The sequence below is a fragment of the Horticoccus luteus genome (genome assembly GCF_019464535.1).
GTDB classification, from domain to species: Bacteria; Verrucomicrobiota; Verrucomicrobiia; order Opitutales; family Opitutaceae; genus Horticoccus; species Horticoccus luteus.
Genome location: NZ_CP080507.1, coordinates 1,611,642 through 1,636,120, shown reverse-complemented (window position 1 = coordinate 1,636,120; position 24,479 = coordinate 1,611,642). Strand labels below are relative to the sequence as shown.

The window sequence follows — 24,479 nt, the reverse complement described above, 5'->3', positions numbered from 1 at the left end:
CCCTCTTCCGACCCCATGAAACTCTGGACCAAGTTCAAAGCCCTCTTCGCGCGCCGCCGCCTCGAGCGCGAAATGTCCGAGGAGATTCGGGCGCATCTCGACGGGTTGACGGAACGCAACATTGCAAAGGGCATGTCACCCGAGGAAGCGCGTTACGCAGCGCACCGCGCCTTTGGCGGAGTGGAGCAGATCAAGGAGCGGGCGCGGGATGAACGCCGACTCATCTGGCTCGAACAGTTCTTTCAGGATCTTCGCTATGGCGCCCGCCAACTCCGCAAGGCGCCGGGTTTCGCCGCGATCGCGCTGCTGACGCTGGCGCTCAGCATCGGCGCGACCACGGCGATATTTAGTGTCCTCCACGGCGTCCTCTTGCGCCCGCTCCCCTATCCACAATCGGACCGCCTCGTCACGCTGCGGGAAACGTTTCCGCCCGACGGCGGAGCCGCGCCGCCGACTTGGGGCGCCTATTACTACTGGGCGCGCCACGCCTCGTCCTTTTCCGGTATCGCCGCTTCGCGTTTCGATTCCGCCAATCTGACAGGAGCCGGCGAACCGGAACGTGTCACCGTGGTGCACGTCACGGCCAACTACTTTTCCACGCTGGGCAGCCCGCTTTTGCTCGGCCGCGGATTCCGCGACAACGAGACCGTGCCGGGCCACGACGCGGTGGCCGTGATCAGTCATTGGTTCTGGGTTAAACAATACGCCGCACGCGCCGACCTCGTGAATCAAACTGTCGAACTCAATGGCCGCCCCTGCACGATCGTTGGCGTGATGCCGGCCGACGAGCAGATCGACCGCGCACCGCACTTCTTCCTGCCCCAGACCGTCACGGCCGCCGATCGCGAGAACTTCGCCGGCAAAGATCGCCCGGACGCCGTTGTGGCCCGGTTGAAACCGGGCGTGTCCGCCGCCGCCGCCGGCGCAGAACTCAATGTGTTGTCGAGTGCGCTCGCCGCAGCGAGACCCGCGACAAACGCCGGCCACGGTGCGCAACTCACCTCCTTGCTCGACGACGTGCTGGCGCATTCCGGATACATGCTGAGCGGCGTCCGCGCGCTTCTTTATACCCTGTTTGGCGCGGTCGCATTTCTGTTGCTGATTGCCTGCGCCAACATCGCCAATCTGCTCTTCGCCCGCGCCACGGTGCGCCAGAAGGAAATCGCGTTGCGCGCAGCGCTCGGCGCCACCCGCGGCCGGATTGCGCGCCAGTTGATCTGCGAGAGCCTCCTTCTCTCGTTGCTCGGCGGACTTGGCGGCCTCGTGCTTGCCTACTGGAGCATCGATCTGCTCAAGCCGCTCACCGGCAGTCTGCCGCGGAGCAGCGGCATCGCGCTCGACGGTCGGGTGCTCGCGTTCAGCTTGCTCATCACTTTGCTCACCGGCCTGAGTTTCGGTCTGCTTCCCGCCTGGAACGCGTCGCGGGTTGATCTCGCCACGGGCATGAAGTCCGGAGCCTCCGGCGGTGATCGCAAGGCGCATCGCCTGCGCAGCGCCTTGGTCGCTTTCGAGGTCGCCCTCGCCTTGCTCCTCGTGACGGGCGCCGGTTTGTTGGGCCGCAGTTTCATTAAATTGCAGCACGTTGACCTGGGTTTTCGCCCCGGCGGCGTGTTCGCGAACCGGTTGGAGTTGCCGGCCGAAAAGTATCGCGCCGAAAGCCAGCAGGCTGCGCTCGTCGATCAACTCACTGAACGGATGTCGGGCTTGGCCGGAGTCGACGGCGTCGCGTTCACCACGGGCATGCCGATTTTTGGCAGCATGGGCACGAGCTTCAAAATCGACCAAGACCGTGCGCCCGATCCGCAGCCGGCAAAGAACGCGCTTCATGCGGCCATTACGCCTGACTGCTTTCGTGTCTTGGGTATCCCCTTGCTGAGTGGCCGTAGTTTTTCTGCGCGCGATGAAAAGCAATCGCCACCGGTGGCGATCATCAGCGAAAGCATCGCCCGGCACTTCTTTCCCGGGCAGAACCCCATCGGACAACGCATCCTTCTGAACTCGGGCTCAAAGGCCTGGCGCGAAATCGTGGGGATTGTCGGCGACGTGAAACAATGGGGTCCGGCGTCCGAGGCACTGGTCGGCGCTGTGCCTGGCTGCGTTTACGAACCTTTCGCGCAAAATCCCACGACGCGGAACCTGCTGCTCGTCGTTCAGGCCCGCGACGACGCCCCTGATCTCCCGCTTGTCCTTCGTGGAGCGATCCATCAAATCGATCCCCAACTCCCGCTGGCCGGCCTGTTTCGTCTGGAAGCAGGCGTGGCTGTTTCGATCGCGAAATTCCGGCTCAGCATGCTCTTGTTTTTGATCTTTGCGGGCCTCGCTTTGTTGCTCACGGCACTGGGCGTTTATGGAGTGATCGCTTACAGTGTCGCCCAGCGGACCCGCGAAATTGGCGTGCGCGTGGCGCTCGGCGCCCCGCGCACGGCCGTCTTCCGCATGGTCCTCGCGCAGGCCGGGCGTCGCATCGGCGTCGGTTTGGCAATCGGCTTGGCCGCGGCGCTCGCGTTGTCCCGCCTGCTGCGAGCGTTGTTGTTCCAGGTCAGTCCGATCGATCCCGCGGTCTTCGCCGCTGTCGTCATCCTCCTGATCGCGGTGGCCCTGTTCGCCTGCTGGCTCCCGGCACGGCGCGCAACGAAAGTCGATCCGATGGAAGCGCTGCGGTGCGAATGACGTCACGACGCCCGGGTCCGTGTTCGTCTCCGCGCGGCTTGGAAATACGTTTTGCCACCCGTGATCCGGCGCTGGCTCCGCAACCCGTCTGGTTGCGAATGGGCGGCGGCGCCCGCGGGCTCTTTCTGAAAGTCTCCCACTCCTTCGAGGCGACGCGCGCGGATTTCACACGCGTGCGGCTTGCCGCCGAAGCCGACCAAGCCCAGCCGGCGGTGGCGGCCGAAGCCCCCAAGGCCTGACTTACGGCGTTGCATCGCACCTGCGGGCCCCACACTCCGGATCATGTCCAACGTCGAACCCCGAACCAGCGGAACGCGCGCCTTCGTCGGACTGAGCAATATCTGGCGCGATCTGCGATTCTCCTTTCGCGCGCTGCGACGGGCGAAGGTGTTCAGCGCGACCGTGATTCTAACCCTCGCGCTGTGCATCGGCGCCAATTCCACCATCCTCACCGTGCTCTACGGACTGGTGCTCAAACCGCTGCCCTTCCCTGATGCCGGGCAGATCGTCGACATCTGCAACATGCGCCCCAAGGCCGGGCAGATGAAGCTGCGCGTGAGCCTGGCTCAATTTCTCGATTATCAAAAACACGCCGACCTCTTGAGCGACGTCGCCCTGTGGAATGGATGGATGTTCAATCTCGGTCAGGAAGGATCCACCGTCCGCTATGTCGGCATGCAGATCACCGCAGACTACTTCAAAGTGCTCGGCCTGCAGCCGTTGAAAGGACGCTTCTTCACCGCGGAAGATTGCCGGCCCGGACAGGGCGCCGTGGCGGTGGTGACGCAGTCGTTTTGGGAAAAGAAATTCAACGGCGATCCTGACATCGTCGGCCAAGAGCTCCGCTTGTCCGGCCGCCTTTATACCATCGTCGGAATTGTGCCCCGCAGTTTTGAAGAGCTCAGCACCGCGCCTTTGCTCATGGTCCCTTACGAAGTGGTGCCCGATCGGGCGCGGCCCGAGTGGCGCATGGCCCCGATGGGCGACATGTGCGCACGCGTCAAATCGGGCGTGGCGCTCGGCGCCGCACTCGCCCAACTCCAAACGTTGGAAGAACGGAATCGGGAGGCGCTCGCGGATCCACGCTTGCGCGAATATCTCGTCAGCGGCGGTCATCGCATGGGCCTGGAACAAATTCGCGCGGAGCAGACGAAGCCCATCAAGAGCAGCCTCCTGCTGTTGCAAGGCTGCGGGCTGCTGGTGTTGCTGCTGGGCTGCGTGAATGTCGCCAGCCTCACGCTCGCCCGCGTCAACGCGCGGCGCAGCGAACTGGCCGTGCGCCGCGCGCTCGGCGCATCCACGCCGATGCTCGCGCGCCAGATCCTGCTCGAAGCGGTGTTGCTCGCGCTTGGCGGCGGCGCCCTCGGCCTGCTGCTCGCCGCCTCGGCCCTCCGCGTCATCAACGTCTATACGGACCGCGTGGTCTATGGCATCCCGCCCGTGAGCATCGATGGCGGCGTCCTCGGGCTCACGTTGCTCGTCTCGCTGGTCGTGGCGGTGCTGATCGGCGCGTTGCCCGTGGCGCGCATCGGCCGGGAACGCACTCTGCAGAACGCCCTTCAGAGCGGCACGCGCGGCGCATCCGCCGGCGGACGTTTTCGGTTGATCAGCAGCGGTCTCGTCGTCGCTCAAGTCGCGCTGGCGCTGGTGCTGTTGATCGGCGCCGGCCTCCTCATCACCAGCTTCGCCAAAGTCATGGCCACCCGGCCCGGCTTCGATGTGGACCGCATCCTCTACGCGCGGGTCGCTTACGATTCAAACTATACGGACCCCGTCATGCTCCAGGGATTGCAAAACCGGATTCTGGAAAAAATGCGCGAGATCCCCGGCGTCGAGTCGCTCGCGTATTCGTGGTATCTGCCCGGGTCGGACATCAACCGCACGACCAACCTCCCGATCCGCGGGATGCCGGCGGGACAGGACGGCACCTATCCCACGGGCATCATGTTTGGCGTGTCACCGGGCTACCTCGAAACCATGGGCATCCGTTTGCTGGAAGGACGCAACTTCAACGCGGACGATCTGCGCCCGGGCGCGCGGCCGGTTTACATCGTCGAACGAAAATTCGCCGAACGCTATTTCCCGGACCGCAGCGCGGTCGGCCAGTTGTTCGGCTGGGGACCGCCGGATCAAAAACCGGAGGAGGCGCCCGTCATCATCGGCGTCGCCGAAAACGCGCACGTGGCCGGTTTGGAAGACCGCGATGCCGCACCCTACGTCTACGCGGCGCTCGACACCTCGCGCGGCGGCCTGTCGCTGGAGTTTCGCACCACGCGAACGCTCGAGGACATGCTCCCCGCGATTCGCGCCAAATTGCACAGTGTGGACCCGGCGCTGCCGATCTACGGCGAAACCACGATGCGGACCCAACTCGAAAACAAAGCCGCCGGTCGCCGCGGCATCATGTGGCTGCTCGGCGGCTACGCCAGCATCGCATTGATCCTCGCCGCCGTGGGCATCTACGGGTTGCTGGCCTACGACGTCACCCAACGCACGAAGGAAATCGGGATCCGCGGCGCCATCGGTGCGACGCGCGCGCAAATCGTGGCGCTCATCCTGCGCCAAGGCCTCTGGAAAACCGGCTGCGGCCTGACCATCGGTCTCGTCGCCGCGCTTTATCTGAGCCGTTACATCCGCACGCTGTTGTATGACGTCGCTCCCACCGATCCGCTGATTTTCGGCGCGGTCACGCTGCTGCTTCTGCTCGTCGGCCTGCTCGCGAGCTGGCTGCCCGCGCGCCGCGCCGCCCGCGTCGATCCGATGATCGCGCTGCGCTGCGAATAGACCCGGCGCGGGTTCAACCACTACCCTTTCACTGCCCCGATCTGGATGCCGCGGATGAACTGCCGCTGCAGCAGCACGAACAACACGATCAACGGCACCACTGACATCGTGACGGCTGCCATCAGCAGGTGCGTGGCCTGCCCGTGCTCCGAGTCGAAGAACAACAACCCGACCGGCAGCGTGTATTTGTCGACTGTGCGCATCATCACCAGCGGCCAGAAGAAGCTGTGGTAGTTGCCCATCAGCGTGAAGATCGCGAGCGTCACCAGTCCCGGCCGGCTCAACGGCATGATCACCGTCCAGAAAATCTGCCACTTGCTCGCGCCGTCGATTTCCGCGGCCTCGTCGAGCGCGCGCGGGATGCCGAGCATGAATTGCCGGAGCAAAAATGTGCCGAACGCACTGAACGCCGCCGGCAGCACCAGGCCGAGATACGAATCCACGAGGCCGAGCTTTACCATGATCTCGTAGTTCGGAATCAGCATCACGAGCCCCGGCAGCATCATCGTGCCGAGATAAATGAAAAACACGCGGTCACGCCCCGGCCAGTCGAGTCGCGCGAAACTATACGCCGCCAGCGCGCTCGTGAATACTTGCAACAACGTCACCCAACCCGCCACCACGAGGCTGTTCGCCGCGAAGCGGAGAAAAGGGATCACGCGAAAAACTTCCGGGTAGTTCCCCCACTGCGCCGTGTGCGGCAACCACGCCGGATCGGCCGCCTCGGCCAGGGTTTTCAGACTCGTCAGCACCATCCACGCGAACGGCAGTATCATCGCCAGGCTGAGCACCGTCATCACGCCGTGCAGCCCCATGCCGCCGCTCCAGTGCCGGACGCGCGCCGGCAGACTCTCCAGCGGCTTCGTCAACGTCTCGTCAGTCGTTCGCATCACGATTCCCCAGTCGGAAATTCACGAGCGACATCACGAACACCAAGAGAAACATGATCCACGACACCGCCGCCGCATATCCCAGTCGCCCGGCTTCGAACGCCTGCACGAAGACGTAGTAACTGAGCGTCGTCGTCGAACCCGCCGGTCCGCCCAACGTCATCGCCCGCGCCATCTCAAAACCGCCCTGTAATCCGTAGATGATGCCCATCACCGACACGAAAAACGTGATGGGCGCGAGCTGCGGCCACGTGATGTGCCAGAAACGCTGCTGCGCCGTCGCGCCGTCCATCTCCGCCGCCTCATACAACTCGGGCGGGATGTTACTCAGGCCTGCGAGATAAAGGATCATGTTGTTCGAGCCGATCGCCGCCCAGAGCGCCATCATCATCAACGCCGGCTTCGCCCAGCCGTAATCGCCCAGCCAGTTCGGCGCCGCGAAACCTGCGGTCGCGGCCGCCGGCAACGCCGGCCCCAGCGCCAGTGCGGCGACCAGCAAAACGAGCACAGGCCCGAGGAGCATCGCCAGCGCGAACTCGGTCGCCACGCCGGTGCTCACGTGGGCGGCGCGCCACGGACGCCTCCGCACCATCGTCGCCGCCGCGATGCTGGCCAAGACTGCCACCGCCGCGGGCCACGCGAACGCGTTCCATCCCCGTTGCCAATGACACCACGCTCCGACCGCCGCCGCCGGCACGCCCGACCCGAGCGTGACCGCCAGCCCGCCGATTTCCCCCTCGTGCCAACGCCGCCGCAAACGCCGGAGCTGCCAGGCCGTCAGCACCACCGCGCCGATGCCAGCGGCCACCGGCAACACCTCGCCAAATAGAAACGGCGTATGCCGCACGGCGCTCGCGGCGCCGTCGAGCACAGGACCGAGCGCCGCATTCACGGGGCCGTTGTGCGGATCGTAGAGTTTTTTCCACAACACAAACGTCGCCACGCCAGCCGTGAAATGCGGCAGATAAAACAGCGTGCGATACGCGGTGCCGCCGGTCGCCACGCCCAACACGAACACGCCCAGCGCCAGTCCGCCAAACATCCACCCGACGCCTCCCGGTGCCATCCCGCCCGCCAGCAAAACCAGCGCCGCGCCCACGAACACCAGCGTCGCCACCCCCAGCACCCAACCGCTGGCGGGCAGCCGCCGGCGGTTCACGCGCGTCAACAGCAGCGCCGACGCCAGGCTGCCTGCGATCGCAAACGGCAACCCCAGCATCATGAACAGCGTGTTGCCGAGATACTGCCAGAACTGCGGATCGCGCAGCAGTCGGCTGAAGTTATCCAGTCCGACAAACGCGAGCGGCTCGTGGCGAAACACATTGTGGCGCAAAATATCCCAATCGGAGAACGCCATCGCCACGGCCAGCGCCAGCGGCACGAGGGTGAACGCGCAGAACCCCGCGATGTTCGGGAGCAAAAACGCCATGCCGACGAGCCAGCGCCGCCGCGGAGAACCCGTGCTCATTTCGCCGCCCCCTCTTCCAGCCACCCGTGCGCCCGGTAGAGCGCGCGCTGATACGGATCCGCGATCCACGCCGCCGGCACGCGTTGCCCCGCCGCGCGCCGCCCGTCGATCGCGTGCTGCAATGCCATCCGCTCGTCATACAATTTCCGCAGCGCCGGATCCTGTTTCACGTTGAGGGCCATCTCGCCGTTCAAACGATCCGTCAACTCGCGCGCCGCCGCTTCGGGCGAAAGCCGTTGCGCGAGCATCGCGTCCACCACCTCGGTGTCGATCCGGTCCACCATCATCGGCAGCACGAACGGACTCTTGCTCGCCGTGATTGCGATCGTGTGGCCCGCCTTCGCAAATTCCGCGTGCACCCCCCACTCGTTCGGATGTCCGGCCGGATGGAGAAACGCTTCCGTCTGCGCATACGCCGGCACCGGCGGCAGCGAATCTCCGCTGCGCGCCACGAGCAGGTTGAAGTCCTTGCTCGTCAGAAACTGCAAAAACTCCGCCGCCTCCTGCGGATGCTTCGTGCCCGCAAAAATCGACACCAGGCCCGCTCCGCCCTGCGTGACCGGAAAGCCGTTGTTGAACGGCTCGACGACGCGCAGATTCAAATCGCCGCGCGGTCGCAGCCGGATCAACGCCCACCGGCCTTCGTAGAGCATCGCGTAGCGGCCCGCCGCGAATAGCGCGAACGCCGCGTCCCACCCGCTCGCGTCCGCCGCAAATGCCCGGTCCTCCTCCTGCGTGGGCATCAGCCGCTCTTCGATCGTCCACCTGTAAAGCCGCCGCAGCATCTCGATGCTCGCCGGCGTATCCAGCACACATCGCGTCTGCGTTTCATTGAACGTCGCGGCTCCGCAACTCCGCCGCAGCGTGTCGCGCCAGATGCGGCTGAGGAAAAACACCCGATGTTTCGTTCCCGGCGGATTCGCCGCGGCGACGAAGCGTTTGCCCAGGGCCTCGAACTCGTCCCACGTCCAGCGCGTGGGCGGCTCCGGCACGCCGTAGCGCGCGAAGGTGTCGCGGTTGATCCAGCAGAGCGTCACCTCGACGTTGCGCGGAAACCCGTATTGCCGCCCCTGCACCATCACGTCGTCGCGGGCCATCGCATAAGTCCGGTCGGGCCCGAAGCCCATCCGCTGCGCCACGTCCGTCAGGTCGGCCAGCATCCCCGTTGCTTGCAGCATCTCAAGTTGCAGTTCGTAAACATCGATCAAGTCGCCGCCGACTCCGGACACACCCTGCACGAGTTTCTTCGTCGGATCGACATTCGCGCTGTCGATGCGCACCTCCACCGGCGGCAGTCCGCGCTGTGCCCGCCACTGGTAAAACAACTCGATCGTTTCGCGCTTCACCGGATCGTCCTGCGTCACCCAGTAGAGGAGCGGCCGCCCCGCGCGTTGCTCCGGCAGCGTCCAGTAAAGCGCTGCACTGGCCGCGCTCAAAGTGAGCAGGCAGACGAGAAAAGTGCGTTGCATGGGGTTGACGAAACGCGACCGGCGCCGGGAGACGCTCCGCAGCGTTGCACAACCCTCCCGCGGCGCCACCTCAAACACGGTGGCTCACAAAACTTTCCGCAGACGCTTCACCGCCGCGTGCGACGCGCAGTCGACAAACGCCGCGTCACCGCCCACGTTGCCCGCGCTGTCATGTCCCTCGAAACGGCCACCCCGCCCCCTCCCACCGCCATCCGCAAAAGTCTGTTCGTGGACTCCACGCCGCTCCTTGGCGACCCCGCGGCGCTGCGTGCGCGCGCCCGCGAGGACGGATATCTGTTTTTCAAGCAACGCCTGCCCGCCGACGAAGTGCTCGCGTTGCGCGCCGAGTTACTCGCCGTCGTCGAGCGCCACGGCTGGCGCCAGCCAGGCCAGGACGCCCTCGGCGGACTCGTCGATTACGACGCGATCAACCGCGTGACCGAAGAAGCCATGCACCGCACCGATGTCGGAGTCACCGCCGACGCCTATCACGACGTGCAGAAGCTCGAACGTTTTCACCGCCTGCCGCACCACCCGCGCCTGTTGGAAATTTATCGCGCGCTCTTTGACGGCGAGGTGCTCGTGCATCCGCGCCACATCGCACGGATGATCACGCCGCACACCTGCATGGTGCCCACGCCTCCGCACCAGGACTTTCCTTACATCCAAGGCAGCGCCAACACTTGGACGTGCTGGTTTCCCGTCGGCGACTGCCCCCGCCCGCTCGGCGGGCTCACCGTGCTGCACGGCTCGCACCGCGGCGGCTACCAACCTGTGCAACCCGCAAAAGGCGCCGGCGGGTTCGCGGTGCCGCTTTGTCCGCATGAAACGCATTGGGTGGAGGGCGACTACGAAGTCGGCGACGTGCTCACGTTTCCCTGTCACACCATTCACAAGGCGCTGCGCTGCCAGTTCAAGGACCGCATCCGCCTCTCCCTCGATGTGCGCTATCAAGCCGCCAGCGAACCCGTGGACAACAGTTCCCTCAACCCGCATTGCTCGCTCACGTGGGACGAAATCTACGCCGGCTGGAAGCACGACGACTTGAAATACTACTGGCGCAAACTCCCGCTCAACGTCAGTCCGTGGGACCAAGGTTACCTCCAACCGAAGCGCCGGATTTGCTGAGTGCGCTGTAACGCGAGCGCCGTCGTGCGGCGTCAGCGTCGGGCTTGCGGGTGAGTTCTGCCCGCCGCCGTGTGGCTAAGCACCGGCGATCGCCGCCGCATACGGACTCTGCGTCAAATCGATCGCGCGGCCCCTCTCGATCGACTCTATCGCCGCCAACACCACCGCCGTCGTGCGCCGCGCTGACTGCACGGTGCACGGCGAAGGCGCACCGCTGACGAGTGCCTCGAGAAACGCCGTGTCGATCACCGCCGCGCCCTCCTCCGGATACGGCGGGTGCTCCGTCACCTGTTTGTCCGCACGCGTCATCAATGCGTTGAGCCGGTTGTAGAGGCTCAGGCTCCGGCTGCCGTCCGACTGCTGCAGCGCAAACTTCGACGCGTGCGGCGGCACGCCGACATCGCCCACCGCCACCGTCGCCACCGCTCCGTCCGCGAACGTGATCGTGATCGAGGCCACGTCCATGATCGCATTCTGCGGATGGTGGAGATTTCCACCCGCCGCATACACCCGCACCGGCGCCGTCGGATGCAGATGGAGCACCGTGTCGATCATGTGACAGCCTTGGGACAATACGTTGCCGCCGCCCTTCACTGGATCGTTGGCCCACATCTCCGTCGGCCAACGGTCGTCGATCACCTGCGCCACCGTGAGCAACGGTTTCGTCAAAAACGCCCGCGCCTCCTGCACCCCCGGAAAAAAACGCAGCTTGAAACCCGCCATGGCCGTCACGCCCGCACGCTCCACCGCCGCGACGATGCGGTCGCAATCCGCCAAGGTGATCGCCAGCGGCTTCTCGAGAAAAAACGCCTTGCCCGCCGCCGCCGCCGCTTCCGCGAGCGGCGCGTGCGTGTCGTGCTGCGTGCAGATCCACACCGCATCGATCGCGGCGTCCGCCCAGATCCGCGCGACATCGCTCGTCGCATACTCCGCCCCGAACCTTGTCCGAAACGCCTCGGCCCGCGCCATCGCGATATCCGCCACCGCGCGCAGCCGCACCCCGCTCGTCGTCGAAAGAAACCGGGCGTGCTCGGCGCCGTAGGCCCCGCAGCCGATGAGCGCCACGCGAACAGGTGAGGTGATTTTTTTCATGACGTCGACGCCGGTGATTCGATCCGGCCCGCTCACGTTATCGGCTAACGCCACCCTCGCTTCCCGTCCAGCGCAACCTCCCCGCATGGGTCCACGCCGTTGGCGATTAATCAGCCGCCGCGCGCTTGCACCACGACGCCGGCCGGGCTGATTCATCGGCGAGCGTCCGCTGTTTCCCCGCCCCACTTTTTCAACCCTCGTCCGCTCCATGACTCGCCTCGTATTCCACGTCCTCCCCAACGCCCATCTCGACCCGGTCTGGCTTTGGGACCAACGCGAAGGTTTCAACGAAGGGATCAACACCTGTCGCACCGTCCTCAACCTGATGGATGAGTTTCCCGACCTCACGTTCCTGCGCGGCGAAGCCGCGATCTATGAACACATCCGCCGCAACGATCCGCCCACCTTCGCACGCATTCTACGCATGATCCGCGCCGGCCGTTGGGATCCCGTCGGCGCGACGTGGATTCAGCCCGACACCAATCTCCCCGACACCGAAATTCTCTGCCGGCACTACGACGTCGGCCGCCGCTATTTCCGCCAACACCTCGGCGTTGAACCAACCGCCGCCTGGCAAGCCGACTCGTTCGGTCACTCCGCCGGCCTGCCCGACATTCTCGCCGCTGCCGGCATGAAGTATTTCGCTTTTTTCCGGCCCTTTCCCGAGCAGCGCCCCACGAAAACGCCCGCGTTCTGGTGGCACGGCAGCGGTGGCGGCCGCGTCCTCGCCTACCGCGCCCCCGCCGGCTGGTATGGCTGCGAACGCGAGGCCGGTGGCACGCGCCTCGATGAGTTGCTCGCGGCCGCGAAAGACGGTCCGCTCACGCACGTCGCCGCATTTCTCGGTCTCGGCAACCACGGCGGCGGCCCCAGCCGGCGCCACGTCGAAGACGTCCACGCGTGGTCGCAACGCCATCCGGAAGTCGAGGTCCGCTTCTCCACCCTGCACCGCTTTTTCGCCGCCCTCGCGGGCGAGGTGAACGCCACCGGCGCCGCGATCGACCAGGTTCATGGCGAACTCAATTTCGTGCAGCGCGGCTGCTTCGCTTCCGTGGGCCGCTTCAAACGCGCGTATCGTCTCGCCGAGCAGGAGCTGATACGGACGGAGATCACCACCGCCGCCGTGGCCGCCGCCGGCGGTTCCGCGGCGCCGGCGCTCGCGAGCGCGTGGGAATCGGTGCTCTTCAACTCGTTTCACGACATCCTTCCCGGCAGCAGCATCGAGCGCGCCTTTGATGAGCAGCTCGACGAAGTCGGCGGCGTTCGCCACGCCGCGCGGACCGCTGCGTGGCAGGCGCTGAACGACCTCGGCCGCCGCATTCGCGTCCGCCTCCCCGCCGTCGACTTCGACTGCCCGCAGGCCGTGCCGCATCTCATCTGGAATCCCCTGCCGCATCCTCTCGCGACCCAGGTGGAAGTCGAAGCCTCCCTTGATTACCGGCCGTTGTTTTCGTTTTTGAACAAAGCCGATCCCGTGCCGTGCGAAGTCCGCGTAAACGGCCGCCGCGTAGCCGCGCAGGAAATCGCCACCGAACACGATGTCTTCCACGGCCTCCCGTGGCGCAAACGCTTCGTCGTGCCCTTGCGCCTGCCCGCCGCCGGTTGGAACGTCGTGACGATCGGCTACGTGCCCGGCGCCAAACCGCTCAGCCCGGCCACGGATGTCACGACCGGCGAACGCGAAATCGCGAACCACGCTTTTCGCCTGCGCGCCACCCTCGGCGCCGCCGGCGTCGAGGTCGAACACGAGGGCCGGCCTTTGTTTGGCACACGAGGATTGCATCCGGTGACCGTTCTCGACCGGTGGGGCTCCTGGGGCGGCATGGCCGAAGAGGCCGCCTCCATTCGCCTCACGCTCGAACGCGGCACATGGAAAATCACGCGCGCAGAAGTCATCGAAAAGGGACCGTTGCGCGCGTGCCTCATGGTGCGGTTCGAAACCGAAGGCGCGCACCTCGACCTCGCTCTGCGGTTGGAGAGCAACCGCGCGGCACTGCTCGTCGACGCCCGCACGTTCAGTGACCTCGAGGCGGCCCGCGTGAAACTGGTCTTGCCCGGCGCCACCACCCTCACAAGCGAAGCGCCCGGCGGCGAGGCGACCCGTTCCGAATGCGGTGAACTTCCGCTTCTGCGCTGGGCGCGCGCGAGGGACGGCAACCACGGATTCACCCTCGTCAGCGAAACACTCTCTGCCTGCGATCTCGAGAACGGCAGCCTCCGCCTCACGCTCGTGCGCGCCACACGTTACGCCTGTTCCGATCCCCACGATCAGGATCCGCAATGGTGGCGCCCCGCGGTGGACCGCGGCGAACTGCGTGCCCGCTTCGCCATTCTTCCCCTCGAAGCCAATGCGCCGGCCGAAGCGGATCGTCTGACGCAATCCCCGATCGTCACGCTCCTGCGCGAAAACACTGAAGGTGAACTTCCCGCCAGCGGTTCGCTCGCGGCGCTATCGCCCGCGCACGGCCTGCGTCTGCTGGCGTTGAAACCTGGCGCACTGAAAAACACCTTCGAACTCCGCGTGCACAACACGCGCGCGCGGGCGACCACCGCTTCATTTACGCTCGCCGGTCGCAAGCACACGCTCGGCCGCATCGCCGCGGGAGCCATCGCCACCTTCGTGCTCGGCCGCGGCCGCCCGCGCCGAATCTCGATTGGCGGCTAACGCTGCAAAAAAGCCCGGGCGCACCCGGGCTGATCGCTCAACGTTTCTCGTCCGCCGCTTACACCTTCGTGCACTGCGGCTGCGCGCCCGTCGGCAACGGCGGGATGTCGCCTTCTCCCGCGCGCGGCAACGTTCCGGCGAGCTCCTGCCGCCAGTGCGCCACATCGCCGCCGGGGCAATATACATAGATCATATGCATTGGCTCGTCGCCCGTGTTCGTGAGCTGGTGAAACTGCTTCGGCGGCATGAACACGCATTGGCCCGCCTTGATCTCGCTGCGCTCCGTGCCGACGCAGATTTCACCCTTCCCTTGCACGATGAAATAAACCTCCTCCTGCTCCTGATTGTGCCACGGCACTTGGCCGCCATGCGGCTCCAGAATGGAATACCCCATCGAGAACCCCTTGGCTTGAATCGGCTGCGGGCCTTGCCCAACCAGACCGCGGCCCCAACGGCGCGCAGGAAATTTACCTCCGGGAAGTTTTTCGAGATCGGCGATGATCATAGGCCGCACGAGTAGGCGCGCCCACTCGCCGCGGCGAACAAATTCTCGCGCGATTCAAAACGGAAAGCCGATGGAGATCAGGAACGTGCCCGACGGATCGCCGGGGCGCTGTTTCAAATTGTAGCCATACTCCGCGCGCACCGGCCCAATGAGGCTGTTGTAACGCACGCCGAGGCCCACGGAATAGAGCTGCTGGTTGAACGGATAATCCTGCAGGCGCGTGGCCGTCCCCAGTCCATCGACGAACAGCACGCCCGACCAGTTGCCCGTCAACGCCTGTTCAAATTCCGCATTCGCCAGCATGTAGGATTTCGCTCCGACAAACCGCCCGTCCGCTCCGCGCGGCGCCGCCTCGCCTTCCTGATAACCACGGATGCTGTTATCACCGCCGGGATAAAAACGCTTGTTCACCGGCAGCGCCGTGTCGTCATTCGAGCCGAGCGTGAACACCACGCCGTGGCTGAACCCGAAGTGCAGCCAGCGACCGTCGCCCCACGGCGTGTGATACGACGCGCTGAATTCCACGCGCTGGTAATCGACTTCGCCGCCGAGTCCTTTGCTCGCCGCCTCGACCTGCGCATACCACCGATACCCGCGCCGCGGACGCAGCGGATTGTCGCGCCGGTCTCGCGTCAGATTCAGGTCCACACTCGCCACGACCACCTGCTTGTTGTCGACCGGCGCCGTGCCCAGTTGATTGTCCCGGTTCCGCAACGCCTGAAACGTATAGCCTGCACTGGCGACCGCGCCGAGCCACTGCACCCGGTCGCTCACCGAGAAATTTCCGCCATACTCCTGGCGCTGAAAGGCGACTTCCTGCCGCTGCAGACCGAACAGCCGCGCGGTGCCATCCAACCGTTCGCCGAACAACTCCGGCACCGTGTAGCTGTATTCGCCCCGCGAACTCTTCATCGATTGCACGAGCAGCAGCCGGCTCTGGTGGGCGCGCCCGAAAATATTGAACTGCCGCAACTCGATTCCTCCCCGCAGTTGCTCGTAACTGCCATAGCCCGCGAGGAGACTCAAATCCCACAGGCGCCGCTCGTGCACCGTGAAGACCGGATCGCGCACGTCGCCGGTCGCTGGATCGTAACGCAGATCCACGTCATCAAATACGCCCAGGCGCCCCAAGCGGTAGCGCGCGTGCTCCAGCGTCGCCGGGTTGAGCGGATCGCCCGGCTTCGCCCGCACGCGTTCCCGCAACACCTGCTCCCGCGTGTGTTTCACGCCTTCAAACCGCACGTGGCCCACTTTCACCGCGGGGCCCGGAGCGACGCGCGCCGTCAATTCGACCGCCTTCTTTCCCTCGTCCTCTGCGCCGACCATTTGCTCAAACGTCACGCGCACGTCCGCGTATCCGCGTTTTTGCAACGCCTGCCGGATGCGTCCGCCCAGATCCTGCTGCCAATGCAGCGTCCACGGCTGGCCATTCGCCGCCACCAACTCTCCCAGTTCTGCTCCCGTTTTCTCCGCGCCCTCGATCTTGATCGCGTCCACCGTCCACAGGGGGCCTTCGTGCACCACCACGCGCAAACTCACCTTGCCCGTCTTGTCGTCCATCTTCACTCCGTCCGCTGTCGCCTCCGCTTCGGCGTAACCCCGATCGCGCAGCTCTGTCTGCACGCCGTTCAATCCGCGCCGCACTCGCGCCGCCGAATACGCCTTTTCACCCACGCCGGAAAACAAGGCGCTCTCGCCCCGAAAGAAACGCCGCACGTCGTCGTCGTCCAACGCCGACGAACCCACCACCGTGATCTCGTCAAAATAGTAGCGCACGCCCGGCTTCAGCGTGAACGTCACCGCCTTCACGGCGATCGGGCGGGGCAACGTGGCGGCCAGCGTTGAATCCAGCGTGAAACTCGTCTCGCCGCCGTCCTTGCGCTGGAGCTTCGCCTGCACCGCTGCCTTGAGATAGCCCTCATCTTGCAGCGCCGACAGCAACAGAAACGCCGCATCTTCCACGCCATTGGCGTCGAGCGTCGCGCCGCGCTGCTCGCCAAGCAAACGGTCGAGCGACTGGCGCATTTGCCGGTCGTCCCACCAGCCGAGGCCATGCACCGTGATTTCAGCCTGCGGTGCCTTCTCCGTCGCCCGCGCCGCCGCCACGCCGTGACTGAGCGCCAATACGCCGGCCAGGAGGACGCAGTTACTTCTTTTCATCGTTGTCCTTCTTCTTTCCGTCGCCGTCTTTTTTCTCCCGCAGCACGCGCCACTTCACGCCGGCATTGTATTCATCGAACTCGTCGTATTCGCCCGTGAGCGACCAGCGGTCGTTCAACCGATACTCGATCGAATACGTTTCCCGTCCTTGGAGCGAGATGTCGTCGCCACTCGAAATCGTCAGCCGGTCCGCAAAGTCACTGTCGCCGCCAAACGTGCTGAACAGGCTCTGCCCCACGTAGGCTCCGAGGCGCGTTGCCCGCTGCCGCTGGGAAAACGTAATCGCCTGATTCGGCACCTCGCCCGCCATGACCATGAGCAGCACCTGTTCGGATTCGAGCGGCGGACTCGACGAAAAAACCAGATTCGGCGCGGAGGCCGTTCCCGTCACTTCCATCCGCAAATCGTAATCGTAACGCCGCGCCGTCGCCGTGATTTCCAGCCGCGGTTCGAACGGCGGTTGATCCGACAGCAACACCCGCCCCTGTTGCACATCGAACGTCGCAAATGGCAATCGCACCTTGCCGCTGTCGATCGTCGCCTCGCCGCTCAACAAGGGCGATCCCAGCGTGCCCTTGAGTTGCAGCTTGGTGCTCGCCACGCCGTTGAACAACGGCGTGCGCAGCCGCAGAAATTTATCCCCGCGCACACTGACGCCCAGCGTCCACCGGCGAAACGGTTCCACATCCACCGCAAAATACGGCGGGCGTTGCGAGGGCCCCCGCGGCCCGCCGGGAATCATCGCCCGCACATCCGAGAAAAACAGGCTGTCGCGCAACACCACACTCCCGCCAATCGCCGGCGGTCCGCGGTCCGGCGTCGTCAACGTCAGATCCAGATTGCCGCGCACGAGCAGGCCCATGCTGCGCACAAAGGGCAGGTTGTCGCCCGCCATCCGCAGATCGTAGCGCGGCTGTTCGTGCATCGGCAATTCCACTTTGCCGGTGATTTTTACCGTCTGGCCGCCGGCTTTACCGGAAACCGATTCGACCTCCACGGTGCGGCCCGCGAGTTTGAGATTGGCCGCCAGATCCTGCAACACCCCCACTCCGCCGAGCGGCCGTGTCGCCAGCCCGGTCAAGCGCACTGAACCGTGCATCGCTCCGCCCGGCGTCAGCCGCACGTCCGCTTGCACCCGACCTTTCGGCGCGAGCAATTGGGGCGCGAAGCGGACAAAGGGCGCCACCTCCGCATTGGCGATTTCCAAGCGCACCTCCGCCTTGTCCTGCAGATACGTCAGCGGATCGGCGCGCAATTCCTTCCAGTTGCTCCCGATCGGCAGACTCGCCTCCGCGTTGATCTCCTGCCCTTCCACCGCCACGGTGAATCGCTGCAACGCCACCGCGTTGGCATCTCCGGTCATCCGCAACGCGAGCGGCCCGATCGCCGGCCAGTTTTGTTTGAAACGCCCCGGATCGAGCGCCACCCGCTTCGCTTGCAAATCCGCTTCCCCCCGCGGACTCCGCCACGTGCCCGAGACGTGCACCGTCACCTGCGGCGAGACCAGCTCAATGCCCGTCGCCGCGCGCAACTCCTCCCAAAACGCCGCCTCCGGCTCCGTCGATGCATCGAGTCGCACGTCGCCATCCAACGTCGCCCGCACGAGTTCGTCCGCCGCCGGTGAGACGACAATCGGCAACCGCCCCGTCGCGCTCACCACCGGATGACCGTTCTCGCTCACGTTGAGATGATCCAACACGAGGCCTTGATCCTCGCTGTGCGCCGCCAGACTCAACGCCACCGCCCCCTGGTCCTTCAGGTCAAATCGTACGTCGGCCAGTGCATTGATTTTCGCCGGCCCATTGTCCCACGCCGCGTCCAACTTCACGGCGCGCGCGATCCAAATCGGCGGCGGCAGAACGAAAAACGCGCGGCACCACTCCGACGCGACATTGCTCGCGGCGATCTGCACGCGACCCGCGCGACCCATTTTCACCGTGGCATCGACCGACGTCTCCCCGCCCGCGAGCGCCAGTCCCTCGACTTCGATCTGCGGCGACCAACGCATCACGACGGGCGCCTTGAGTGCCAATGCCGCTGCGGTCGGCGCCGTCAGCGTCAGCGCATCCAACTTCGCCCCGGTCCGGGAAATGCTGCCCTTCGCGGCGATCGTCGCCTCGCCGGTTCGCGCTGTGATTTCGGCCCGCTCGATCTCCTCGCCTGCGCCGCTCCAATGCGCCGCTACGTCCATCGCGCGGAGCCGTGGCGCGCTGGCGTGCGTGATTGTCAACTCGCCGTTGTGCTGCAACGCCGGCCACACGCCCGCGCCCTGCGCGGTGAAGCGTGCGCGCTCAAAATGCACCTCCGGCGGAAGCCATCGCGCAAAGATTCCCCCGCCGACGTGGCCCTGCAACTCACCCTTTTCAAGCGCGTGGCGCGCGAAATCCCACGTGCCCGAGGCTCGCACTTCATCGCCTCCCGCCAGCCGCACGACGAACTGCTTCATCGCAAGCCGCGGCCACGCCAGGGTGCCTTCCGCCGCCGCATGCGGCACCGACCAGCGGGCGATGTTGACGTTGCTGCCCTCGACAGAAAACGCGACCAGCGGACGTTGGTCGTCTCCGGCTGTGACGTGGGCGCTCCCGTTGACCACCCCGCGCGCCTTGAACCATTCCTGCTTCGCCAAGTCCGCCTTCCACGTGAAATTCGCCGCCCCCGAAACCAGCCGTCCGCGACGCGTAATGGTCACCGGCTGATCAAGCGTCGCTTGGATGCCGGGCAACGTTGCGTTCAACGACTCAATCAGGAAGGTCGCGCCATCGCCGCGCGCGCGCGCTTCGACTTCGAGGGGCGGCACTTTTTTGTCGGCGCGAGGCGTGCTGTGCGCGGAGACGTGCGCCTCGAACGCCTGCTTTTGCCATGCGATGTCTATCGTCCCTCTGACTGTTTCGAAAAATTCCCCCAACTTCAGGCGTTCACCCGCCACGTTCCAATCTTCCGCGCGCAACGCTGCGGTCTCCGGTCGCCAACCGGTCGGTGCAAAATGGGCCTGGACGCTCGCCGGCTGTCCCCACCATTGCACGTTGCCGGTCACGTCCGCTCCAGCGCTCCGCAGGACCACGGTGCCATCGCTGTTTTTCGCGTGGAGTTCCAATTGCAACGGCCGCCCTTCTCCCGTCGCGAACGTCAAAATCCCGTCTGCCGCCACCGCACCGAAACGCAGCCCCGTCGCCTGCAAGACGCCCGCGTGCCACTGCGCGCCATCGACGTTCAACATCCCGCCCGGCCACTCGACTCGGCCCGGGCCGATCTCCCCTCGACCGATCCAGTCATCCAAGGCGTCGGCGATGCGCTGCAGTTGACCGCGAAGCTTCAGCCACCCGGCGTCGGGCACCGCCGGCTTTTTCCGGCCACCGCCTTCAATCGCCACGTTCCACTTCCCGGCCGTCACCGCCGCGCCGCTGTTGCGCCAGTGCCGCCACAACCAGAAGAGCGGCGTGGCGACTTCCACGCGGTCGATCGTCACGTGCACGGGGACGCGGTTCACCTCGACCTGATCGAGAGCAAAACGCGCGTAGCCGACGCGTTCATAACGCTCGAAAGTCACGCCGAAGTGCCGGGCGACCGGGCGCAGCGCCGCACCGAGCCACCACGGGAGCAGCACCAGGATCGCGATAAGGGCCGCGACGACCGCTCCTGCTGTGATTCCGGCACGACGCATGTCAGGGGCCTCGCGGCCGCCGGGCGATGTCAGGCGGCAGGCGCCAGACCGCTTCGTCGCAACAGGGCGTTGAGGTCGGGGTCACGACCCATGAAATTGCGATACAGTTCCACCGGGTCCACGGAATTGCCCCGGCTCAGAATCTTCGCCACGAAATCGAGTCCGGTCGCGGCGTTAAAGATCCCCTCGCGCTTGAACCGCGTAAACGCATCGGCGTCCAGCACCTCGGCCCATTTGTAGGAATAATATCCCGCTGCATAGCCGACCGGATCCGAGAAAATGTGATTGAACCGGCGCACGATCGTGGGGACCGCCGGTGACGTAGGCACGAGGCAATCCGCGATCGACGCGCGCACCGCGGCCTCGAAATCCGCCGCCGCCAGAAATTCCTGCGGACGCAGGTGCAGCAGCAAATCCATCTTCGCCAGCGCCACCTGCCGCATCACGGCCACAGCGGAGCGAAAGTTTTTGGCCGCCACCATCTTTTGGAAAATCTCCTCCGGAATCGGCGCGCCGCTCTCGAAATGCCGCGCAAACAAATCGAGGCTCTCGCGCTCCCAGCACCAGTTTTCCATCATCTGGGAGGGCAACTCCACGAAGTCCCACGCCACATTCACACCGTTGAGCGACTTGATTTCCACTTCGCCCAGCAGGTGGTGCAACAAGTGCCCAAACTCGTGAAAGATCGTCTCGACTTCACGATGCGTCAGCAACGCCGGACGATCCGGCGACGGCGGCGTGAGGTTGCCGCAAATCAACCCGAGATGCGGCGCGCGCGTGCCGTCCGCTCTCGGGCCGCCCGTGACCAAATAATTCATCCACGCGCCGCCGCGCTTGGATTCGCGCGGATGCCAGTCGGCATAGAACGACCCGAGCTGCCGCCCGCCCGCATCGGCCAGTTCGTAAAATTTCACCTCCGGATGCCACGTCTCCACAGCTCCGCTCGCCACCTCGATAACCCGCAGCCCAAACACCCGGTGCGCCACCTCGAATAGTCCCGCGATCACGCGCTCCAACGGAAAATACGGTCGCAGCACTTCTTCATCGAACGCGTAACGCACCCGACGAAGTTTTTCCGCCCAATAGGCCAGCTCCCAGGGCGCGAGCGGCGCGACCGCGCCGCCCGTCTGCGCCGCTTTGAACTCTTCCAGCTCACGGCATTCCCGCGTGAACGCCGGGGCCGCCCGGCGTTGCATGTCGCTGATAAAATCCAGCGCCCGCCCGCCCGATTTTGCCATGCGGCGCTCCAGCACCAGATCGGCAAAATTCGGCCGCCCCAACAGCGCCGCCTTCTCTGCCCGCAACGCGAGAATCCGGCGAATGAGCGGCGTGTTGTCCTGCGGCTCGTTCGCTCCGACCGCGATCGCGCCCAGCCACATCTCTCGCCGCAAGGCGTCGTCGTCCAGATACGTGAGAAACGGCTCTTGCGAGGGCGCATGCAGCGTGAATCGCCACACCGGCCGGTCGGTCGAACCGAGGCCCTTCGCTTCTGCACTGCGCCGCGCCGCCGCCTTCGCTTGCTCCGGCAGCCCGCGCAAACGCCCTTCGTCTTCCACCAATAACTGCCACGCGTTCGTCGCATCGAGGACGTTGTCTCCGTATTTTTGCGTGATCTCTGCGAGCTCGGATTGCAGCGCTTCCAAACGCGTCTTCTTCTCCGCCGGCAGATCCGCTCCCGCTTGGCGAAACTCCGCGACGGTCTCGTCGACAAACCGCCGCTGCACCCCTCGCAAACCCTGGCCTGCGGGCGTCTCGGCGAATGCCTTGAGCCTCGACCACAACTCCGCATTGAGCGGAATCCGCGCGTAAAAAGTCGAGACGCGCGGCAGCAACGTGTTGTGCGCCTCGCGCAGCGCCGGCGAATCCGCGACGGATTGCAGGTGCGTCACTTTCGTCCATGCGAGATTCAGCTCCTCCGTCGCCTCCTCCAGCGCGAGAAATGTGTTCTCGTAAGAGAGCGAGGCCGGATCACGGCGGGCGATCGTATCGATCGCCGCTTGCGCCCGCGTCAGTGCGAGGTCGATCGCCGGTTCGATCTGCTCCGGCGTGAGCTGCGACCAGCGAATGGCAAATGACGGATCGAGAAAGGGATTGGAGTCCATGAAGCGTCGGCCAAAGACCCGCGACCGACGCACGTTGTCAAATCGCAACTGTCACCACGATCCGCTCACCCCAAAGAACAACTGCCGGCGCGCCGCCGGCACCGACGGCACCTCTTGAAACGAAGAGTTCCACAAGTTATCGGCACCGGCCGAGAGCTCCAAGCCGCGCGCCGCCGGCGGCCGCCACGCGAGCGTCAGCGAACTGATCACCGCACTCTCGCCGCCTTTCGTGCGCAGGAAGTTTCCCGCCTCCCGCCGTGCCACGTTGTCCATCCGCACCTCAAAGCCACCGCCGAGCCGCGCCGTCACCGCGGCCGTGAACCGGTGCCGCGCGTAATTCAGCGCGTAGAAACTGGCGTCGACCGCCGCGCCGCGATAATCCGGTGTCTTCGTCAAATACGTGTAGCCGAGGACGAGGTCGCCCCAACGGCTCCACGCGCGCCGCGCCTCCGTCTCGAAGCCCGTCGTATCCAGATCAACCGGATTGGCGGTGCGCGCCGTCACTCCGCGCTGGAACGTCCAGTCGACCAACGCGTCGTCCCGCCGAAAAAACACCGCGGCGCGCGTGGCCCAACCGGCGACTTCGCCCTGCGCACCCAGTTCCACGCTCTGGCTCGATTCGCGGCCCAGATTCGGATTGCCGCGAAATAATCCCGCCGAAGCACTGGCGTTGAGCGCGGTATAGGTCGGCACCTGCGTGCTCTTCGCGTAACTGAAATAGACGCGGCGCCACGCGGTGTCCGCCTGCTCGCGGGCAATTTCGAAGAGCGGCGAAACCGCCGACCCGCCTCGGTTCGAATCATCGAGCGTCGCACCTGCTTTCACCGTCCAGATCACGCCGTCAGCCGCGGGCCACGATTTTTCCGGCACTAGCGCGAGTTTACTCAGCGTCCGTGTGTGATACCGCCCGGCCGTAAGCGAGGTGGAACGCAATTCATCCGCCAGCACCTCCGCCCGCGCATTCAACGTCACCGCCCCGAGATCTTTGCGCGCTGTGGCCGCGGCGCCGTTGACCCACGTGGTGTGTTGATACGGATGCACGGGCCCGAGCGGGGCAAACCGGTCGTAAGCGTAATCATCCTTGTTGCGCCGGTGATAAGCACCGACCTCCAGAAAATCGCCGCCGCCCCACTCTTCCCGGTGGTTCACGACAAACAAGGTCGTCTCCAAGTTCTCCGACTCCTTTGAGTTGTAGGGCGTGTAGAGATTCGGCCACCCGAAAAACTTCGCCTGATAACCGGCGAACACATCCGTCTGGCTGTGCGGTGTGCCGAACTGCAAGCGGGCGTTGACCCGCTGAAACGAATGGTCCCCAAACGGAATCGTGCCATCGCCTTCTGACCGCGCCCAATTCACATCCGCCGCCAGCCGCCGTCCCGACGCATCGGGCGCGAGCGCATACCCTTGATAAATCTCCTGCCGGTTAAATCCGTAATCGCCCGCCGCCGCCGAAATGCTCCCTGTTGTGCGGATGGGCCGCCAGGCGTAGTCCACGGCGCCTACGGTGGAGTTGGTCGAACCGAGCGCATGCGCGACGCCGGTTAAAATCGCCGGCGCTCCCAGCATTTGAGGAGCGATCGGAATCTCTGCAAAATAGTGCCCGGTCTGCGGATCCACGAGCGTCAGCGCACCGACACTGAACCCGGTGTTTTCAAAAATGCCGCCGCGGATCGTCACATCCGCCTGCCCTTCCGCGAGATTCCGCGCCTGCACATCGACGCCGGGCTCATAACGCAGTGCGGAAATCGGCATCGCGAACGATGCCGCGGGTTGCTGATTGGCCACGCGTGGCGAATAGACCGTCTCGACGGGCAATATCTCCGTGTCGCTTTGCGCCTGGGCAGCGGCCACGAGTAGCGCAAGAAGCCCCGCGCGTGAGAAATGT

Annotated in this window: 14 protein-coding genes; 5 read left to right on the top strand and 9 right to left on the bottom strand. The window is 65.2% G+C overall.

Annotation, left to right across the window (positions count from 1 at the left end; all coding sequences use genetic code 11):
* The first annotated feature begins 15 nt into the window (after positions 1–15).
* Genes K0B96_RS06825 through K0B96_RS06815 form a run of 3 tightly spaced genes read left to right on the top strand, consistent with a single transcriptional unit; the run spans position 16 to position 5,454 of the window.
* Positions 16–2,670 (top strand): ABC transporter permease, encoded by a 2,655-nt coding sequence (locus K0B96_RS06825; protein WP_220165335.1) that lies wholly within the window; start codon positions 16–18, stop codon positions 2,668–2,670.
* A 38-nt stretch (positions 2,671–2,708) separates the two neighbouring features.
* Positions 2,709–2,909: a hypothetical protein gene (locus K0B96_RS06820; RefSeq protein ID WP_220165333.1), complete on the top strand. Its 201-nt coding sequence runs from the start codon at positions 2,709–2,711 to the stop codon at positions 2,907–2,909.
* A gap of 43 nt (positions 2,910–2,952) precedes the next feature.
* A complete protein-coding gene (locus tag K0B96_RS06815) occupies positions 2,953–5,454 on the top strand; it encodes an ABC transporter permease (protein WP_220165331.1) in 2,502 nt (833 codons plus the stop codon).
* Positions 5,455–5,474: 20 nt separating this feature from the next.
* Here K0B96_RS06815 and K0B96_RS06810 read toward each other — a convergent pair whose 3' ends face one another.
* The 3 genes from K0B96_RS06810 to K0B96_RS06800 are packed head-to-tail and all read right to left on the bottom strand — an operon-like array spanning position 5,475 to position 9,281.
* The gene (locus tag K0B96_RS06810; RefSeq protein WP_255558920.1) at positions 5,475–6,344 is read right to left on the bottom strand and encodes a carbohydrate ABC transporter permease; all 870 of its coding nucleotides are present in this window, start codon (positions 6,342–6,344) and stop codon (positions 5,475–5,477) included.
* Positions 6,331–7,812 (bottom strand): carbohydrate ABC transporter permease, encoded by a 1,482-nt coding sequence (locus tag K0B96_RS06805; protein WP_220165327.1) that lies wholly within the window; start codon positions 7,810–7,812, stop codon positions 6,331–6,333. Before K0B96_RS06805 ends, K0B96_RS06810 begins: the two co-directional genes overlap by 14 nt.
* Positions 7,809–9,281 carry an ABC transporter substrate-binding protein gene (locus K0B96_RS06800; protein ID WP_220165325.1) on the bottom strand — a complete coding sequence of 491 codons (1,473 nt, stop codon included), beginning with the start codon at positions 9,279–9,281 and terminating at the stop codon, positions 7,809–7,811. The genes K0B96_RS06805 and K0B96_RS06800 overlap by 4 nt, the downstream gene beginning before the upstream one ends.
* A 171-nt stretch (positions 9,282–9,452) precedes the next feature.
* On the opposite strand from K0B96_RS06800, the gene K0B96_RS06795 reads away from it, so the two are divergent.
* Entirely contained in the window at positions 9,453–10,409 is a 957-nt protein-coding gene (locus K0B96_RS06795; protein WP_220165323.1) for a phytanoyl-CoA dioxygenase family protein, read from the top strand.
* A gap of 75 nt (positions 10,410–10,484) precedes the next feature.
* Here the strand turns inward: K0B96_RS06795 and K0B96_RS06790 are convergent, their stop codons facing one another.
* On the bottom strand, positions 10,485–11,501 hold the full coding sequence (locus tag K0B96_RS06790; RefSeq protein ID WP_220165321.1) for a Gfo/Idh/MocA family protein: 1,017 nt from the start codon (positions 11,499–11,501) through the stop codon (positions 10,485–10,487).
* A 208-nt stretch (positions 11,502–11,709) separates the two neighbouring features.
* Here K0B96_RS06790 and K0B96_RS06785 point away from each other — a divergent pair, with 208 nt between their 5' ends.
* Positions 11,710–14,166 (top strand): glycoside hydrolase family 38 N-terminal domain-containing protein, encoded by a 2,457-nt coding sequence (locus K0B96_RS06785; RefSeq protein WP_220165319.1) that lies wholly within the window; start codon positions 11,710–11,712, stop codon positions 14,164–14,166.
* 58 nt (positions 14,167–14,224) lie between these two features.
* Here K0B96_RS06785 and K0B96_RS06780 read toward each other — a convergent pair whose 3' ends face one another.
* The 5 genes from K0B96_RS06780 to K0B96_RS06760 are packed head-to-tail and all read right to left on the bottom strand — an operon-like array spanning position 14,225 to position 24,445.
* Positions 14,225–14,671: a cupin domain-containing protein gene (locus tag K0B96_RS06780; protein ID WP_220165317.1), complete on the bottom strand. Its 447-nt coding sequence runs from the start codon at positions 14,669–14,671 to the stop codon at positions 14,225–14,227.
* A gap of 54 nt (positions 14,672–14,725) precedes the next feature.
* Entirely contained in the window at positions 14,726–16,831 is a 2,106-nt protein-coding gene (locus tag K0B96_RS06775; RefSeq protein ID WP_255558873.1) for a BamA/OMP85 family outer membrane protein, read from the bottom strand.
* Positions 16,818–20,492, bottom strand: coding sequence for a translocation/assembly module TamB domain-containing protein (locus tag K0B96_RS06770; RefSeq protein ID WP_220165315.1), 3,675 nt, complete (start codon positions 20,490–20,492; stop codon positions 16,818–16,820). Before K0B96_RS06770 ends, K0B96_RS06775 begins: the two co-directional genes overlap by 14 nt.
* A 29-nt stretch (positions 20,493–20,521) precedes the next feature.
* Entirely contained in the window at positions 20,522–22,594 is a 2,073-nt protein-coding gene (locus tag K0B96_RS06765; RefSeq protein WP_220165313.1) for a M3 family metallopeptidase, read from the bottom strand.
* A gap of 51 nt (positions 22,595–22,645) precedes the next feature.
* A complete protein-coding gene (locus K0B96_RS06760; RefSeq protein ID WP_220165311.1) occupies positions 22,646–24,445 on the bottom strand; it encodes a TonB-dependent receptor plug domain-containing protein in 1,800 nt (599 codons plus the stop codon).
* Between the last annotated feature and the right edge of the window lie 34 nt (positions 24,446–24,479).